General features: G+C 71.9%; 13 protein-coding genes, 1 pseudogene and 1 riboswitch. Of the genes and pseudogenes, 11 read left to right on the top strand and 3 right to left on the bottom strand.

The features are described from left to right. The first annotated feature begins 13 nt into the window (after window positions 1–13). A riboswitch (cobalamin riboswitch) is annotated at window positions 14–88 on the top strand. A 123-nt stretch (window positions 89–211) separates the two neighbouring features. Genes ACIBM5_RS46900 through ACIBM5_RS46880 form a run of 5 tightly spaced genes read left to right on the top strand, consistent with a single transcriptional unit; the run spans window position 212 to window position 6,606 of the window. Next, window positions 212–1,693 (top strand): prenyltransferase/squalene oxidase repeat-containing protein, encoded by a 1,482-nt coding sequence (locus tag ACIBM5_RS46900; RefSeq protein WP_396012829.1) that lies wholly within the window; start codon window positions 212–214, stop codon window positions 1,691–1,693. Beyond that, a complete protein-coding gene (locus tag ACIBM5_RS46895) occupies window positions 1,690–2,706 on the top strand; it encodes an LPXTG cell wall anchor domain-containing protein (protein ID WP_396012827.1) in 1,017 nt (338 codons plus the stop codon). Before ACIBM5_RS46900 ends, ACIBM5_RS46895 begins: the two co-directional genes overlap by 4 nt. A 29-nt stretch (window positions 2,707–2,735) precedes the next feature. Then, complete coding sequence (locus ACIBM5_RS46890) at window positions 2,736–3,938, top strand: CbiQ family ECF transporter T component (RefSeq protein WP_396012826.1); 1,203 nt, start codon at window positions 2,736–2,738, stop codon at window positions 3,936–3,938. Further along, window positions 3,935–5,671 (top strand): ABC transporter ATP-binding protein, encoded by a 1,737-nt coding sequence (locus ACIBM5_RS46885; RefSeq protein ID WP_396012825.1) that lies wholly within the window; start codon window positions 3,935–3,937, stop codon window positions 5,669–5,671. Before ACIBM5_RS46890 ends, ACIBM5_RS46885 begins: the two co-directional genes overlap by 4 nt. Further along, window positions 5,668–6,606, top strand: coding sequence for an ECF transporter S component (locus ACIBM5_RS46880; protein WP_396012824.1), 939 nt, complete (start codon window positions 5,668–5,670; stop codon window positions 6,604–6,606). Before ACIBM5_RS46885 ends, ACIBM5_RS46880 begins: the two co-directional genes overlap by 4 nt. Here ACIBM5_RS46880 and ACIBM5_RS46875 read toward each other — a convergent pair. After that, window positions 6,603–7,829, bottom strand: coding sequence for an acyl-CoA dehydrogenase family protein (locus ACIBM5_RS46875; RefSeq protein WP_396012822.1), 1,227 nt, complete (start codon window positions 7,827–7,829; stop codon window positions 6,603–6,605). The genes ACIBM5_RS46880 and ACIBM5_RS46875 overlap by 4 nt on opposite strands. 396 nt (window positions 7,830–8,225) lie before the next feature. On the opposite strand from ACIBM5_RS46875, the gene ACIBM5_RS46870 reads away from it, so the two are divergent. From ACIBM5_RS46870 to ACIBM5_RS46845, 6 genes are all read left to right on the top strand, one after another. Next, complete coding sequence (locus tag ACIBM5_RS46870; RefSeq protein WP_396012821.1) at window positions 8,226–9,263, top strand: dipeptidase; 1,038 nt, start codon at window positions 8,226–8,228, stop codon at window positions 9,261–9,263. A gap of 68 nt (window positions 9,264–9,331) precedes the next feature. Then, window positions 9,332–10,420, top strand: coding sequence for a M20 family metallopeptidase (locus tag ACIBM5_RS46865; protein WP_396012830.1), 1,089 nt, complete (start codon window positions 9,332–9,334; stop codon window positions 10,418–10,420). Then, on the top strand, window positions 10,417–11,202 hold the full coding sequence (locus ACIBM5_RS46860) for a GNAT family N-acetyltransferase (RefSeq protein ID WP_391585545.1): 786 nt from the start codon (window positions 10,417–10,419) through the stop codon (window positions 11,200–11,202). Before ACIBM5_RS46865 ends, ACIBM5_RS46860 begins: the two co-directional genes overlap by 4 nt. Before the next feature lie 35 nt (window positions 11,203–11,237). Beyond that, window positions 11,238–12,338 (top strand): o-succinylbenzoate synthase, encoded by a 1,101-nt coding sequence (menC, locus tag ACIBM5_RS46855; RefSeq protein ID WP_391585544.1) that lies wholly within the window; start codon window positions 11,238–11,240, stop codon window positions 12,336–12,338. 435 nt (window positions 12,339–12,773) lie between these two features. Further along, a complete protein-coding gene (locus ACIBM5_RS46850; protein ID WP_396012820.1) occupies window positions 12,774–13,112 on the top strand; it encodes a hypothetical protein in 339 nt (112 codons plus the stop codon). Window positions 13,113–13,184: 72 nt separating this feature from the next. Further along, complete coding sequence (locus tag ACIBM5_RS46845) at window positions 13,185–14,030, top strand: oxaloacetate decarboxylase (protein ID WP_396012819.1); 846 nt, start codon at window positions 13,185–13,187, stop codon at window positions 14,028–14,030. A gap of 98 nt (window positions 14,031–14,128) precedes the next feature. On the opposite strand, the gene ACIBM5_RS46840 is transcribed toward ACIBM5_RS46845, so the two are convergent. Together ACIBM5_RS46840 and ACIBM5_RS46835 are read right to left on the bottom strand one after the other, a co-directional pair. Next, entirely contained in the window at window positions 14,129–15,412 is a 1,284-nt protein-coding gene (locus ACIBM5_RS46840; RefSeq protein WP_396012818.1) for a DUF3533 domain-containing protein, read from the bottom strand. A 261-nt stretch (window positions 15,413–15,673) separates the two neighbouring features. Further along, window positions 15,674–16,522 (bottom strand): annotated as a pseudogene (locus tag ACIBM5_RS46835) (hypothetical protein); the annotation flags it as partial.

Below are 16,522 nucleotides of genomic sequence, written 5' to 3'. Positions count from 1 at the left end.
GTTCGAAGCCCAGGGGAAGCCGGTCGAATTCCGGCGCTGTCCCGCAACCGTGGGTGGTGACCGACAGGTCGCCACGAGTCGGAATGCCTGGGTTCGTACGATTTTGAAGGCTCCAGCTGTCGTGGACTGCACGCTGAAGCCCGGATTCCGCCGCCGGCGCCCGTCGCGTCGGTCGGATGCCGGGACTCGTGAAGTCCCGGAAGGATCCACGATGTTCCGGTTCTCCGTCGCACCCGCCTGCGCCGTCGCGGTCTGCGGCGCGGTGCTCGTCGCCGTCGCCCCCGTCCTGTCGGCCTCGGCCGAGGCCGCGAACCCGTATGTCGAGGCCGCCGCCGCGGCGGCCGAGTGGCAGGCCGGGGAGTTGGTCGCCGGCGGCATCCCCGGCTTCGCGGGCCCCGACTGGGGCCTCACCATCGACACGATGATGGCGTTGGCCGCCACCCGCTCGCAGCCGACCGCGCTCGCCGCTGCTGCGGACGCGGTTGCGGCGAACGTGCGCAAGTACAACAGCGCCGAGGAGTGGGGCATGCCCGGTTCGCGGATCGCCGGCGCGACCGCGAAGGTGCTGTTCGCCGCCGTGGTCGCGGGCCGCGATCCGACCAGGTTCGGCGGCTTCGACATGCGCGCGGAGACGCTCGACCTGATCGCCGGGGCCGACGCCGGCGACGACGCGGGGCGGCTCCGGGACAAGCTCACCGGTAGTCCCGACTCCGGCAACACGTTCGGCCAATCGCTGGCCGTGCTGGGCCTGGCCCGCAGCGGCGGAGTGCCGCAGAGCGCGGTGGACTTCCTGATCAAGCAGCAGTGCCCGAACGGCGGATTCCGGTTGTACCCGGGCCAATTGGGCAGCACCGGCGCAACCTGCCAGGACACCCCCACGACCGTGCTCGACCCCGACTCGACCGGCATGGCGGTGCAGGCCCTGCTTGCCACCGCGACCGAGAGCAAGTCGGTCGGCGCCGCGGCTGCGGCCCGGAAGGGCGCGGATTGGCTCAAGTCCAAGCAACGTGAGGACGGTTCGTTCGGCGGATCCGGACCCACCGTGGCCTCGAACACCAACAGCACCGGTCTGGCCGGCCAGGCCCTGCACGCGGCCGGCTACCCGGCCGAGTCGGACAGGGCCGCCGCATGGGTGGCCAAGCACCAGATCACCAAGGACGACTCGGGCGCCGCCGATGGGGAGATCGGCACGATCGCCTACAACACGGAGGCCCTCACCTCGGCCCGGACCGAGGGCATTCCGGAGTTCCAGCGCGACCAGTGGCGGCGCGCGACGCCGCAGGCGCTGCTCGTACTCGCCGACGTCCCGCTCGGCGACCTGGGCAAGGTCCCGACCCGACCCACCGGTACGGCCACCACGTCGGCCACGGCCACGGCCACGGCTTCGGCGACCGCCACGCGTACGGCCTCGCCCACCACGTCCATCACCACCTCCGCGTCGAGTTCGGTCACGAACTCGCCGAGTCCCAGCACGTCGGTCGGCGGGACCGAACGCGCCTCGGCGAGTGCGACCGCCACGACGCCCGGCTCTGGGTCGGGCGGGAACACCGGCACCGGCACCGGATCCGGCGGCGGCCGATTGGCCCGGACCGGTGCGCAGGTCGGCGGCCTGATCCTGCTCGCGGTCGGCCTGGTCGGTACCGGCCTCGCGGTGCGCGCGGCCGCCCGCCGCAGGAACGGGGATCACGCGTGAGGATCACCGCGCACCGCGCCCGGATCGCCCGCCTGGTCGCCGCTTCGGCCATCCTGCTACTGCCCGCGACCGCGCAGCTCACCGTCGACGCACCGGCCGCACACGCGGTCGACACCGGCAGGGGCACGCCCGGATTCTGCCCGGACGGCAGCGGCGTGACCGTGATCGTCGACTTCCAGGAACTCGGTGGCACCACCATCGTGCGCTGCGCGCCGGGCGATCAGGCCACCGGGCTGGCCGCGCTCAAGAACGCCGGTATCCGGATCGCCGGCGTCGCACGTTGGGGCGAGGCGTTCGTCTGCCGAGTCGAGGGCAAGCCCAGCGCCAACGTCGAGCCGTGCATCGACACGCCGCCGGCCTCCGCCTACTGGTCGTACTGGCATGCCCCCAATGGTGGTTCGTGGACCTACAGCCAGTGGGGCGTGCTGAACCGCAAGCCCCCGGTCGGCAGTTTCGAGGGTTGGTCATTCTCCAAGAACAAGACCGAGACCTCCAACCCGCCGCCCCGGGTGGCCCCGGCCCGCCCCGCGCCCAAGCCCACTCCGAACGCGCCCGAGCCGGAGCGCCCCAGACCGGAACAGCCCAGGCCGGAGCAGCCCAGGCCGGAGCAGCCGAAGCCGGAACAGTCCGGGCCGGCCGGCAACCCGCCGGCCGCCGACGGCACCGGCACACCGGACACCGGCAGCCGGCCCGTCGACCCACTCGTCCCAGGCCCCGGCGTGGCGGGCAACCCGATGGAAACCGAACCACCGCCCGCCGCCCCGCCGATCGTCGATCCGTCGACGACCGCGGTCGGCACCCCACCGGAGACCGGCGCACCCGCCGCAGGCCAACCCTCCGGTACCACCCCGGCCGGGGCCACCTGGACCGGCGGCGAGGAACTCGCCCGGACCGGCGCGGACTCCGCCATGCCGATCACCACCCTGATCGGCATCGCCCTGCTGGCCGTGCTGTGCGCGGGTGCCGCGTTCACCGTCGTCCGACGTCGGCGCGCGACGAGCGCGGCCCGTTGACCGGGCCCCCGCGCCCGGGTCGGGCGACCGTGGCCGCGCGTTTCGCCGCGGCCCGACTGCCGCGCACCGTGCATCCCGGCGCGTGGTGGCTCTGGGCGCTCGGTCTGGCCACCGCGGCCAGTCGCACCACCAATCCGCTGCTGCTCGCGCTGCTTTCGGCCGTCGCCGGATACGTGGTCGCCAATCGACGCGGCGATGCCCCGTGGGCCCTCGCGTTTCGGATGTACCTGTTCCTGGGCCTGTTCATCGTCACGATGCGGGTGCTGTTCCGGATCCTGTTCGGCGCCGGCGCGGCGAGCGGCCACGTCCTTCTCGACCTGCCCGAACTTCCGCTCCCGGCCTGGGCGGCGGGCATCCATCTGTTCGGCCCGGTGGTTCTGGAGCACGTGCTCGGCGGGTGCTACGACGGCCTGCGCCTGGCCACCATGGTCGTCTGCGTGGGCGCGGCCAACGCGCTCGCCAGTCCCAAACGCATGCTGAAGGCGGTGCCGCCGGCGCTGTACGAGGTGGGCGCGGCCGTGGTGGTCGCGCTGTCGGTGGCACCGCAGTTGGTGGAGAGCGTGCAGCGGGTTCGCCGGGCCCGCCGGCTGCGCGGCGGATCCCAGCGGGGCATGCGGGCGCTGCGCTCGATCGCCATCCCGGTGCTCCAGGACGCGCTGGATCGTTCACTCGCGCTGGCCGCCGCGATGGACTCGCGCGGCTACGGCCGCAACCGGCACCTGCCGCGGTCGATCCGGCTGCTCACCGGCGCACTGACCCTGGTGGGTCTGATCGGCATGTGTGTGGGGGTGTACGCGCTGCTCGACGGCAGCACCCCGCGATATCTGGGCTCGACGATGTTGCCCGGCGGGATCGTGATCGCGGGTATCGGCTTCGTGCTGACCGGCCGGCGGATCGACCGCAGCGTCTACCTGCCGGACCGGTGGCGGACCGCCGAGTTCGCGGTGGCGGGCTGCGGCATCGGCACCGGCGCGCTGGTCTACCTCACCAGCCGGATCGACGCCGGCAACCTCTATTCGTCGCTGAGTCCATTGGCCTGGCCGACGTTGGCCCCGCTCCCGGTGCTCGCGCTGGTTGTCGGCGTGCTGCCCGCGTGGCTGGCCCCGGCGCCACCGGCCGACACACCCCGCTTCGGCACGAACGTGCCCGTACCCGCTCCACCAGTTCGGCCCGGCCCGGCGCTCCGCCCGGCGGCGACCGGCTCTGCCGGCAAGGAGAAGTCCGTCCGGTGATCAAGTTTCGCGATGTCACCATCACCTACTCCGACGCGCCCGCACCGGCCCTGCGCAACGTCGAACTGAGCATCCCGGAAGGTGAGTTGTGCCTGGTCGTCGGTCGTACCGGAGCGGGCAAGTCGACCCTGCTCGGCGCGATCAACGGCCTGGTCCCGCACTTCACCGGCGGCACCCTGCGCGGCAGCGTGCTCGTGGACGGCGTGGACACCCGTACCCGGCCCCCGCGCGAGTTCGCGCACCTGGTCGGCGTGGTCGGCCAGGACCCGCTCGCCGGCTTCGTCACCGATACCGTGGAAGAAGAACTCGCTTATGGAATGGAGCAGTTGGCCGTCTCGTCGGCGGTGATGCGCAAGCGCGTGGAGGAGACTCTCGATCTGCTCGGCATCGCCGAACTGCGGCACCGACCGCTGCGCACCCTCTCCGGCGGCCAGCAACAGCGGGTCGCGATCGGCTCGGTGCTGACCGCGCATCCGCGCGTCCTGGTACTGGACGAACCCACCTCGGCACTCGACCCGACCGCCGCCGAGGACGTGTTGGCCGCGATCACCCGGCTGGTGCACGACCTCGGGATCACCGCGATCGTCGCCGAGCATCGCATGGAACGCGTGGTGCAGTACGCCGACCGGCTGGTGCACCTGCCCGGCGACCGCACCGTCCGCGACGGCCCGCCCGCCGAAATCCTGGCCACGTGCGACATCGCGCCGCCGGTCGTCGAACTCGGCCGACTCGCGGGCTGGTCGCCGTTGCCGCTCTCGGTCCGCGACGCCCGCCGCCTGGCTCCGCCGCTGCGCGCGCTCCTGGCCGACCGTACGCCTCCCGCCGCGCGGACCGCCGTCGGAGTGGCCGAACCGCTGCTGAGCGCACGGCGCATGATCGTCCGCTACGGCGACGTGATCGCGGTGCGCGGCTTGGACCTGGACCTATTCCCCGGCCGGGTCACCGCGCTGATGGGCCGCAACGGATCCGGCAAGTCCTCGCTCCTGTGGGCCCTCCAGGGTTCCGGGCCGCGCCAGGGCGGCACCGTGGACGTAGCGGGCGAAGACCCGGGCAAGGCGGCGCCGCATCGCGCGCGCGGTTTGGTCGGTCTGGTCCCACAGAGCTCCGGCGACCTGCTGTACCTGGAGACGGTCGACGCGGAATGTGTCCAGGCGGACCGGGAATCCGGGGTCGAACCGGGTTCGTGTCGCAGTCTCCTGGATCGGATCGCGCCCGGCATCGACGGCGCACTGCATCCGCGCGACGTCTCCGAAGGGCAGCGGCTCGCGCTGGTGCTGGCGATCCAACTCGTCGCCGCACCAAGGGTAGTGCTGTTGGACGAGCCCACCCGGGGACTCGACTACCACGCCAAACGGCGGTTCGCCCGGGTCGTGCGCGAACTGGCGGACGCGGGCGCCACGGTGGTGCTGGCCACGCACGACGTCGAGTTTGTCGCGCAGGTCGCCGATCGGGTCGTGGTGATGGCCGAGGGCGACATCGTGGCCGACGGTCCGACCCCGGATGTGGTGGTGTCCTCACCCGCGTTCGCACCGCAGGTCGCCAAGATTGTGGCCCCGCTCCCGTGGCTGACCGTCGCCGACCTGGCGGCGGTCCTGGACCCCGATCCCGACCCGCTCCCGCCCCCCGATCCCGAAACCGGCCCCGGCCCGGTTCCAAACCCCGACCCGATCCCGGGGACCGGCCCGTACCCGGCCCCGATCCCCGCCCGCGACGAAGAGGCCACGACCCGATGAGCCCCCCGACCCCGGCCGTTCGCACCCGTGCGATCCGGATCACCCCGCGCACCGCGCTCGTGCTCACCATCGCCTCGATCGCCGGACTGGCGATGTTCCTGTGGCCGCTGTTCGCCTCGCCGTCGCCGGAATCCGCCGCGCACTCCGGAGACGCGCCGCTGATCTTCGCGGTCACCCTGCCGTTCGTGGTCGCGGTGGTACTCGCCGAAATGACCAGCGGCGGGCTGGACTCGAAGGCGCTGGCCATGCTCGGCGTCCTGTCCGCGATCAACGCCGCGCTGCGTCCACTGGGCGCCGGTACGGCCGGGATCGAGACGGTCTTCTTCATGCTCGTGCTCGCCGGGCGGGTGTTCGGCCCCGGTTTCGGCTTCGTGCTCGGCTGTACCTCGTTGTTCGCCTCGGCCCTGCTGACCGCCGGGGTCGGGCCGTGGCTGCCGTTCCAGATGCTTGCCTCGGCCTGGGTGGGCCTGGGCGCCGGGCTGCTGCCCGAGCGGGTGCGCGACCGTCGCGAGATCGTCATGCTGGCCTGCTACGGCGTCTTCTCCGCCTACGCCTTCGGCTTCCTGCTCAACATGTGGTTCTGGCCGTTCCTGACCGATGCACCGGGCATGGTCGGTCCGGCGTTCGTGCCCGGCGACGCCGTCGCGGACAACCTGCACCGGTTCTTCGTCTTCACCGTGCTCACCTCCACCTTCGGTTGGGACACCGGACGCGCGATCACCAACTGCGTCGCCATCGTGCTCGTGGGCCCGGCGGTCCTGGCCGCGCTGCGCCGAACCGCCCGCAAGGCGGCCTTCGAGGCACCGATCCGCTTCGAGCCCGCCGAGCCCGACGGCTCCCCGAAGCCGGCGACACCGGCACCGACACCGACACCGACACGGGCACCGATGGCAACGCCAACGCCAACGCCAACGGCTACGCCGAAGCAGCCCTAAGCCACGGACCCGCGCACGCTCAAGGCCCCACCGCGACCCGACTCCAAGCGCCGAACCGCCGGCACGCCGACCACCGCCCCCGCGCCGCCGCCCGCAGTCGAGGCACCCCCACCCGAGGCACCCCCACCCGTGCCGCCCGCACCCGAGCCCCCCACACCAGCCGTCGGCGCGATCCGCAGGCGCAGTACCGCGGCCTCGCGCGCATACCGCCGGACCGGGAACTCGTCGGTGTCGGCCACCGCACCCAGGATCCGTACCGCGGCGGCGGTCGCCCGGACCGCGGCCTCCACCGCGGCCGACTCGGCCACCGACGCCTGCCGCGTGTACGAGATGCCCGCGTCGCGGCGCCGGGCCGCGTCCAGGTAGATCGCCCGCGCCGAGTCGACCGCCCCCGCCGGCTCGACCAGAAGGTGCCGATCGGCCCCGGTCGCGAACGCGCCCGCGACGTCCAGTGCGGCCTGGGCCAGTCCGGTCGCGCATGCCGCGCCGCCCAATCGGCCCGCGTCCAACAGGTCGAACGCGATCCGCAGACCTCGACCCGGTGCCCCGATCAGCCGCTCGGGCTCCAGGTACACCCCGTCCCAATAGGCGGCGGTGGTCGGGATGGCGCGCAGCGCGGTGGCCTCCTCGGGTGCGCCGAAGTAGAGGTACTCGTCGGCGCCGGGGGCCAGGAAGCAGGAGACGTCCGGCCGGGCCGGACCGGTGCGGGCGAACACGGTGTGGAAGTGCGCCCGACCTCCGTGCGCGACGGCGACCTGGGTGCCCTGGAGCAGGTGGCCGCCGCGCGTGCGTTCGGCTCGGCAGGTGACCGCCGAGGGGTCGGCTCCGACATGCGGTTCGGATCGGCTGCCGCCCCCGGTCAGCGCACCGTCGAGCATGCCGGGCAGCCACTGCTCGCGCTGCGCGTCGGTGCCGTGCACCGCGGTCGGCAGGCAGGCCAGCGTGTGCATGTCCGCGGCGCATGCCACCGCCGCCCAGCGCGCGGCGAGCTCCTCCAGTACCTGGAGGTAGACCTCGTACGGCTGGCCGGCGCCCCCGTACTGCACCGGGTAGGGCAGTCCGGACAGGCCCGCCCGACCCAGCGCGGCGAACAAACCGGTGGGATAGCTCGCGTCGGCCTCGCACCCGGTGACCCGGGACGCGAGTTCCCGGTCCGCGAACGCCCGGGTCCGGGCGATCAGGTCGTGGGCTTCGTCGGTGGGGAGCAGACGATCGACGGGCACGGGCGCATCCCTGGGGTGGACGGGCGGGCCGGGAAGGAGGCCCGGGTCACCTGGTGCCGGGGCCGGGGAGGACCCCCGAACCGGCGGCGCGGACCCGGTGGACCGGGCCCGGGGGATACCAGGACACCTGCGCACGGTAGGTGCCCGGCCGGTGGCCCGGGATCGTCCGGCGCGACAAAGCCGAGCCGCGTTATTCGTCGCGGCCCACCTATGGCCTCGCGCGGGCCCCTGCCGGGTACGGATCCGGTGCCGAGACGTCGACGGGGCGGTCCCGCGAGCCGGTCGTGGCTTTGGTGCTCGCTGACGGAAAGTGTCGACAGCATTGGTCATTCGGACGAAGAAGCCGGTGTGCGCCGCGGCCTAGCGTCGATCACACACCGACCGGAAGGACGCGATATGAGCGCCGAGCTGCACACCCGTGCCGTCGTGGCGGACACGCACAACGATCTCCTGATGGCCGTGGTGGAACGACCACCAGGAAGGTGGGCGAGTTTCTTCCGAGAGCAGTGGCTGCCCCAACTGCGCGAGGGCGGGGTGGACATCCAGGTGTTGCCGGTCTTCGTGGACGACCAGTTCCGTCCGGAGGGAGCGCTGCGCCGGACGCTGCGGATGGTGGAGTGTGCGCACGCGATCGCCGAGGGCAACCCGGACGCGGTCCGGCTGTGCCTGACCGGTGACGACATCGACGCGGCGCTCGCCGAGGGCCTGATCGCGCTCGTGCTCGCGTTGGAGAGCGCGCCCGGGGTGGACGCCGACCTCGAACTGTTCCGCACGCTGTATCGGCTGGGCGTACGGGTCGCCTCGATCGCGCACTGGGGCCGGTCCGCCCTGGGCGACGGCAGCGGCGAGGACGCCACCGGCAGCCGGCTCACCCACGCCGGCGTCGAGGCACTGCGCGAGATGGAACGGCTCGGCATCCTGTTCGACATCTCCCACCTGGGGGCCGTCGGTGTCGCGCACGTGCTGGAGCAGGCCACGCGCCCGCTGATCGCCACCCACTCGGGCGCCCGGGCGCTGTGCGATCACCACCGGAACCTGACGGACGAGCAGATCCGGGGCGTGGCCGCCACCGGTGGCGTCGTGTGTGTCAACTTCGTGCCCGATTTCCTGTCCGCCGACCGGTCGAAGCAGACCATCGACGGGCTCGTCGACCACATCGAGCACATCATCTCCCTGGTGGGCATCGACCACGTCGGGATCGGCCCCGACTTCCTGCAAGAGGTGCTGGCGGACATCACTCCGCCGTGCTGTGAAGGTGTCGACTACACCGGCGTGGACGCCTCCGCCGAACTGCCCGGGCTGAACGGCCCGGCCGAACTGCCCGCGCTCACCGAGGTACTGGTGCGCCGCGGATTGGGTGAGAAGGAGATCATGGCGATCCTCGGCGGCAATGTACAGAGGCTGTTCCGTGCCGAGTTGGGCCTGGCCCGATGAGCGGCGCGACGGCCGGTTCCGCGACCGGCTCGAACGCGGCCGGCTCGAACGTGTTCGATACCGACGCGATGCTGGCCGACCTGGCCGAACTGGTGCGGTGCGAGTCGTTCTCCGCGGACCTGGCGGCGGTGGCGCGCAGCGCGGAAGTGGTCGCGGCCCAGGGTGCGCGCCACCTCGGCGTCGAACCGCGCCGGATCGTGCTGGACGGCGTGACCCACCTCCAGTGGACGTTCGGCACCCCGCGCGTCCTGCTGGTCGGGCATCACGACACGGTGTGGCCGATGGGCTCGTTGGCCACCCACCCGTGGTCCGTGGTGGACGGGATCGCCCGCGGACCGGGTGTCTTCGACATGAAGGCCGGCCTGGTCCAGATGTTCCACGCGCTCGCCTCGTTGGACTCGCTGGACGGAATCGGTGTGTTGATCACCGGGGACGAGGAGGTCGGCTCGACCACCTCGCGCGCCCTGATCGAGGACTCCGCGCGCGGCTGCGCGGCGACCTTCGTGCTGGAGGCGTCCGCCGACGGCGGGGCCCTGAAGACCGGTCGCAAGGGCGGCTCGCAATACGAGTTGGTCGTGCACGGCAAGGCCGCGCACGCGGGCCTGGAGCCGGAGAAGGGGATCAACGCCGCGATCGAGGCCGCCCACCTGGTGCTCGCGCTCGGCGCGCTGCCCGACCTGGCGGACGAGGGGGCGCTGGACGGTTGGCGCACCACCGTGACCCCCACGGTGGTCGAGGCCGGCGCGGTGTCCAACACCGTCCCCGACCGGGCGCGGGTGACCGTGGACGTACGGGTGCCCACGATCAAGGCCCAGGAGCGGGTGGACGAGTTGATCCGCGGCCTGACCGCGACCGTGCCCGGCGCCCGGGTCGAGGTGCTCGGCGGCGCCAACCGCCCGCCACTGGAGGAGTCCTCCTCCAGTGCGCTGTTCGCCCTCGCCGACCGGGTCGCGAGCGGAAGCGGCCTGCCGCCGCTGCGCGCCGCGGCGGTCGGCGGCGCCTCCGACGGGAACTTCACCGCCGGCATCGGCTGCCCGACCCTGGACGGGCTCGGCGCGGTCGGCGGCGGTGCACACGCCGACCACGAACACGTGATCGTGGCCGAGATGGCGCCGCGTACGCTCCTGCTCGCCGGCCTGATCGAGGCGGTCCGATGAGCGCCGTGGTCATCCGAGAACTGCACGAACTCGACGAGATCGAGGACGCGTTCCACCTGTTCTGCGAGATCTGGGGAGCGGGGCCGGGCAGCGCGCCGATGTCCGTCGAACAGATGCGCGCACTCTCGCACGCCGGGAACTACGTCGCCGGGGCCTACGTGGACGGGCGCATGATCGGTGCCACCGTCGGGTTCTTCGGCGCACCGATCGCCCGTACGCTGCACTCGCACGTCACCGGCGCCCGCCCCGGCCACGCGGCCGGCTTCGCGCTCAAGGTGCACCAGCGCAATTGGGCGCTGGCCCGCGGCGTCGCCCGGATCACCTGGACCTACGATCCGCTGATCCGGCGCAACGCCCACTTCAACGTGACCAAGCTGGCCGGTCGCCCGGACGGCTACCTGCCCAACTTCTACGGCTCGGTCGACGACGCGATCAACGGCGGCACCGACACCGACCGGACCCTGGTGGTCTGGGATCTGGCCGATCCCAAGGTGATCGCGGCGGTGAACTCCACGCCGATCCCGGTCGCCGTCCCGGCGGGCGCGGTGACCGCGCTGGCCGTCCGCGACGACCGGCCGCTGCTGGGCTGCACCGACGCCGAACACCTGCTCGTCGAACTGCCCGCGGACATCGAGACCCTGCGGCGCACCGACCCCGGGGTCGCCAAGGAGTGGCGGGTCGCCCTGCGCGAGGTGTTCGGCGGGCTGCTCGCCGACGGCGCCCGGGTGACCGGCTTCCAGGACAAGACCCGCTACGTCCTCACCCGCGCGAGCACCGGGTGAACACCGACCGACCATCGATCAGGAGCCGAGACACCATGAAGATCACCGGAATCGAACTGCGCCGGATCGCGATGCCGTTGCGCGCGCCGTTCCGCACCTCCTTCGGCGTCGAGACCGCACGCGACATCCTGCTGCTCCGCGTGGTCACGCCGGAGGCGGAAGGCTGGGGCGAGTGCGTCGCGATGTCCGACCCGCTGTACAACTCGGAGTACGTGGACGGCGCGGTCGACGTGCTCAAGCGTTTCCTGATCCCGGCGCTGCCCGAACAGGTGGACGCGCTGACCGTCAAGCGTGCGCTGAAGCCGTTCAAGGGCCACAAGATGGCGAAGGCGGCGTTGGAGACGGGCGTGCTGGACGCCCAACTGCGGACCGCCGGACAGTCGTTCGGGTCGTTCCTGGGCGCCTCCCGGGACCGGGTCCCGTGCGGGGTGTCCGTGGGCATCATGGACTCGATCCCGGAACTGCTGGACCTGGTGGGCGAGTTCGTCGACGAGGGCTATGTGCGGATCAAGCTGAAGATCGAGCCGAACTGGGACGTGGCGCCGGTGCGCGCGGTGCGTGAACGGTTCGGCGACGACCTGCTGCTGCAGGTGGACGCGAACGCCGCGTACACGCTGGCCGACGCGCGGCAGCTGGCGAAGCTGGACGCGTTCGACCTGCTGCTGATCGAGCAGCCGCTGGCGGACGACGACCTGGTCCAGCACGCCCAGCTGGCCAAGCAGATGAAGACCCCGATCTGCCTGGACGAGTCCATCGAGTCGGTCGAGGACGCCGCGGCGGCGATCACCCTGGGCTCCGCGTCGATCATCAACATCAAGCCCGGTCGGGTCGGCGGCTACCTGGAGGCCAAGGCGATCCACGACCTGTGCGTGGCACACGGCGTGCCGGTGTGGTGCGGCGGCATGTTGGAGACCGGCCTCGGTCGGGCCGCCAACGTGGCCCTGGCCGCGCTGCCCGGCTTCATCCTCCCGGGCGACACGTCCGCGTCGCGCCGCTACTACGCCACCGACATCACCACGCCGTTCGAACTCGCCGACGGCCACCTCGACGTGCCCACCGGGCCCGGCCTGGGCATCGACCCGATCGTGGACATCCTGGACTCGGTGACCACGTCCAGCGAGTGGATCAAGTTCTGAGCATCCCGATCCCGCTCGGGACCTCGCGCGGCCGGATTCCATTCCCGGTCGCGCGCGGGATTCCGCTCCGGACGGCGCGCTGAATCACGCGTTTCGCTCCGAATCACGTTCCGAGCAACCGACGGCGCCCGGTCGATCAGCCGATCGACCGGGCGCCATCGGCCCGTGGAACGGACGCGGGCATCCGCATCATGAGACGCGTTGGACGGGGCGTGGCGGGTGTGCGAGTTTCGACATCATGCGACGTCGGATGATTATTACCGGCAGCGTGCCGACACCGGGCTGACCAGGACGACCATTCCCTGCGGCCCACCGTCCGCACGCAGACCTCTCGCGCTTCGCGAGGGGTCTTTCCGTTTTTCGGACCTCTTTCCGACATCCGAACCGCACGAGCCACCCGATCCCACTCCACCCACTTCGACAGGAGCCCGATCCATGGTTGACGACGGCACCCAGGTCCTCGAAGCCCCCCGGTCCGCGCATGTCGCCACGACGCCGGGCGATCCGGCCCCCACCGCCGGACCCGGCGGCGAGGGGATCGCCGCCGAGAGCGCCCGCCTGGTGGCCCGGATGCGGCACGGCCGCGGCGTGCTCGCCCGGGTCGCCAGCACGTTGAACAACCACGGCGTGCGCCGACTCAGCTATGTCTCCACCGAGTTCGGGGCGGCCACCGTCGAGGTGACCGTGTGCGCCCGGGACGCGGCCCGGGTCGAGGCGCGGCTGCGCCGGATGGTGGAGACGCTGGAGGTCACCCGGGTGGTTGGCAGAGATTGACATGGATCGACCGTGATCTCCATACTCCTTCCGTAGTCACTCGACTACACACGGAGAAATCGTGGAGAACTCGTGCTCTACGGAAGCGCCTTGCGGGACGACCTCGTCCGCGCGGGGACCACACCCCTCGTCGGCATCCACGACATGTATTCCGCGTCCCTCGCGGCACGGCACTTCGACGGCTTCTTCGTCTCCGGCTTCGGCTTCGCCGCCTCCCACTACGGGCTGCCCGACATCGGCTTCATCGCCTGGCCCGACATGGTGGCGTTCGTGGAGCGCCTGCGGCTCGCCTTCCCTCGGCACCACCTCCTGGTCGACATCGACGACGGATACGGCGACCCGGAGGTGGCCTGCCACGTGGTGCAACGGCTGGCCCGGGCCGGGGCGTCCGGGGTGATCCTGGAGGACCAGATGCGGCCCCGGCGCTGCGGCCACGCCGACGGCAAACTGGTGCTTCCGCTGAGCGAATACCTGGACAAGCTGGCGCAGGTGCTGGACAGCCGCGGCGATCTGGTCGTGGTCGCCCGCACCGACGCCACCGAACCGGACGACATCCTGCGCCGGGCGAAGGCACTTGCCAAGACCGACGCGGACCTGGTCCTGGTGGACGGTGTGCGCAGTGTCGAGTGGATCCGCAGGATCCGGACCGCGGTCGGCGACAAGCCGCTGCTGTTCAATCAGATCGCGGGCGGCAAGTCGCCGCGGCTGAGCCTGACCGAACTGGCGGAGCTCGGCGTGGACGCGGCGATCTACAGCACACCGTGCCTGTTCGCCGCGCACACCGCCATCGACGCCGCACTGACCGAACTGATCCGCGCCGACGGCCGATTGCCGGCGACGGACGGCCCGGACGCGGTCGGCGTCCGGACCGCGACCGCATTGCTGGAGAAGAACATCAGCCGCCGACACGGCCCCTGACCACAACCGACGGTCCCCGACCGCCGGTGGGCGAACCTACGGGTGCCCGCCGCGAGGATCATCGTGCGGCGCGGTGAAGCGAGCGGGTCCGACGCCCGTCAGGTCTTCGGTGCGACGCGGTGCAGTTGTCTGCGGTTGTAGTAGGTGGTCATCGCGAAGCCGAAGGCGAGACCGGCCACGATGCCGAAGGCGATGCCGATCCAGGCCCGGGTCAATCCGGCGTCGGCGCGTGCGTCGAAGTACAGGATGGCCCGCACACCGCCGCTGAGTTGGCGCATCGGCTCGAACACGGACAACACCCGGTAGAAGTGCGGCAGCGCCTCGAGCGGAATGGTCGCGCCCGAGGACGGCAGGGCCAGCACGATGAAGACGAACATGCCGACCAACTGACCGATCCCGCCGAAGGCCGCGTTGATCGCCTGGACACCGAACCCCACCGCGGTGATCGCGCAGACCGAGAAGACCCACAGGAGCGGGAGATGGGTCGCATCCATGTCCAGGATGCCGATCGTGGCGACCATGATCAGGGTTGCGGTCGGCATCGACAACACGGCGGACATCGTGCACTTGACCACGAGTTGATGGGTGCGGGTGATGTGCACGAGCGGCCGTTCGGTACGCAGCGGGCCGATCTCGCCGGCCACGTAACCGAGCGCGACGTCCACCCCGTTGCCGATGATGTTGCCGCCGAGGAAGCCGGCCAGCACCAGGAGCAGCGTGTAGTAGAAGGCGGTCAGTCCCAGTCCGCTGTGTGGGCCGATCGGGTGGCCGACCTCGACGGCGACCGCGATCGGGTCGGCGAGCAGCAGCCGGGTCGCCGCGACGGGCTGCCCCGGCCCGGTCGGCGGTGCGGCGGTGAGCGCCGTGCCCAACTGCAACGAGGCCGCGTGCACGGCCTGTTGGGCGATGCCGGTGGCCAGCGACGAGGCCAGGCTGCCCACCCCGGGGTTGCTCAGCACGGTGATCGTGGGGCGGGTCGGCGCGGCCGGCGCGGGGGCGCTCAGCGCGGCCACCGACGTGGTGAAGCCCGCCGGTACCACGATGGCCCCGTACAGCTTGCCCGAGGCCAGTTGCCGGTGGGCCGTGGCCTCGTCCAGGATTCGCCAGGACACCGCGTCGTCCGGATCGGGCGCGGCGGCGATGCCCTCGGTGATCCGCGCGCCCAGGTTCCGCGGCGTGCCCGCCGGTGCGCCCCGGTCGGCGTCGACCAGGCCGATCGGCAGGCGGTGCAGGTCGGCGCGCGGGTTGAGGATGCCGCCCATGTAGAGCATGGACAACAGGAAGGCCAGCAGCCCGACGATGATCGAGGGCATCACCCAGACCCGCGGGTTGCGCAGCACCTGCCACGCACCTACCCATGGGGCGGACTGGTTCGAGGCCATCACTCTCCAGACGGGCCGAGGGGCGGATCGGCCACCCGCGCAGGCACGGCGGCGGGCGGACCGCCGTGGGCGAGATGGTCGCCCCCTCGACGCCGGACCAAACCCCGGTTGCGCGGGACGAGCGAAGGCCCGACGCCCGCCTGGGGCCCGACGGATCCACCCGGGACGCGGGCCGGCGGCGGGCGACCCGGTCCGCGACGGCGAGGAGCCTCGCTCCCGGCGTGGGGCGCCGGGAGCGAGGCCGTCATCGGTCGCGCGTGATCAGGAGATGCTCACGTCGTCCACGAGGAACGTGGTGGTCAGTGAGGAGTCCTCGGCACCCGCGAAGGTGAGGGTGACCGTCTGGCCCGCATAGGCGCTCAGGTTCACCGTGCGCTGTACGTAGGCGCCGGTGGCGCCGACGTTGGAGTACGTGGCAAGCGTGGTCGAGCCGATCTTGATCTTGAGCGTGTCGTAGACCGTGTTGCCGGTCTCCTGGGTGGTGGTCTTGATCCACACGCGCAGGCTCGGCGAACCGGCCGGGATCGTGATGTTGGACTGGCTCACGGTCTCGGTGGCGGTGGAGCCGTACCCCATCATCCATGCGTACCAGGAGCCGCCGTGCGCGGAACCCGGGTTGCTGTTGGTGATGTCGTTGGCGCTTTGCGTCCAGTTGGCGGTGCCCTGTTCGAAGTCACCGTTGCGGATCGCGTTGCCCGGCGGCGCGTTGCCGACGGTCAACGTGTACTGGGCGCTGTGGGTGGCGGAGGGGCCGGTGCCGGTCACGGTGATCACGTAGGTGCCGTTCGCGGCGTTCGCGGCGGCGGTCGCGGTCAGTGTCGCGGAGGCACCGGACTGGACCGAACTCGGGGTCAGGGTCACCGAGACGTCGGCGGGCTGACCGGTGGCGGTCAGTGCGACGGTCTGCGCCGAGCCCGAGGTGACGGTCGTACCGACCGTGGCCGAGACCGAGGCACCCGCGAGCACGGAACCCGAGGTCGGGTTGACGCTGATCGAGAAGTCGGGGCCCGGGTTCCCGGTGCAGGTGGGGTCGCCCGACTGTGCGGGTACGCTGACGGCGTCCCAGGCGGCCTTGGTCTTGTTGAACAGGGCGCAGGTGGGGTCGAGGGT

It is taken from the genome of Embleya sp. NPDC050493 (genome assembly GCF_044458105.1).
GTDB lineage: Bacteria > Actinomycetota > Actinomycetes > Streptomycetales > Streptomycetaceae > Embleya.
This window is presented reverse-complemented; position numbering and strand designations above follow the sequence as displayed.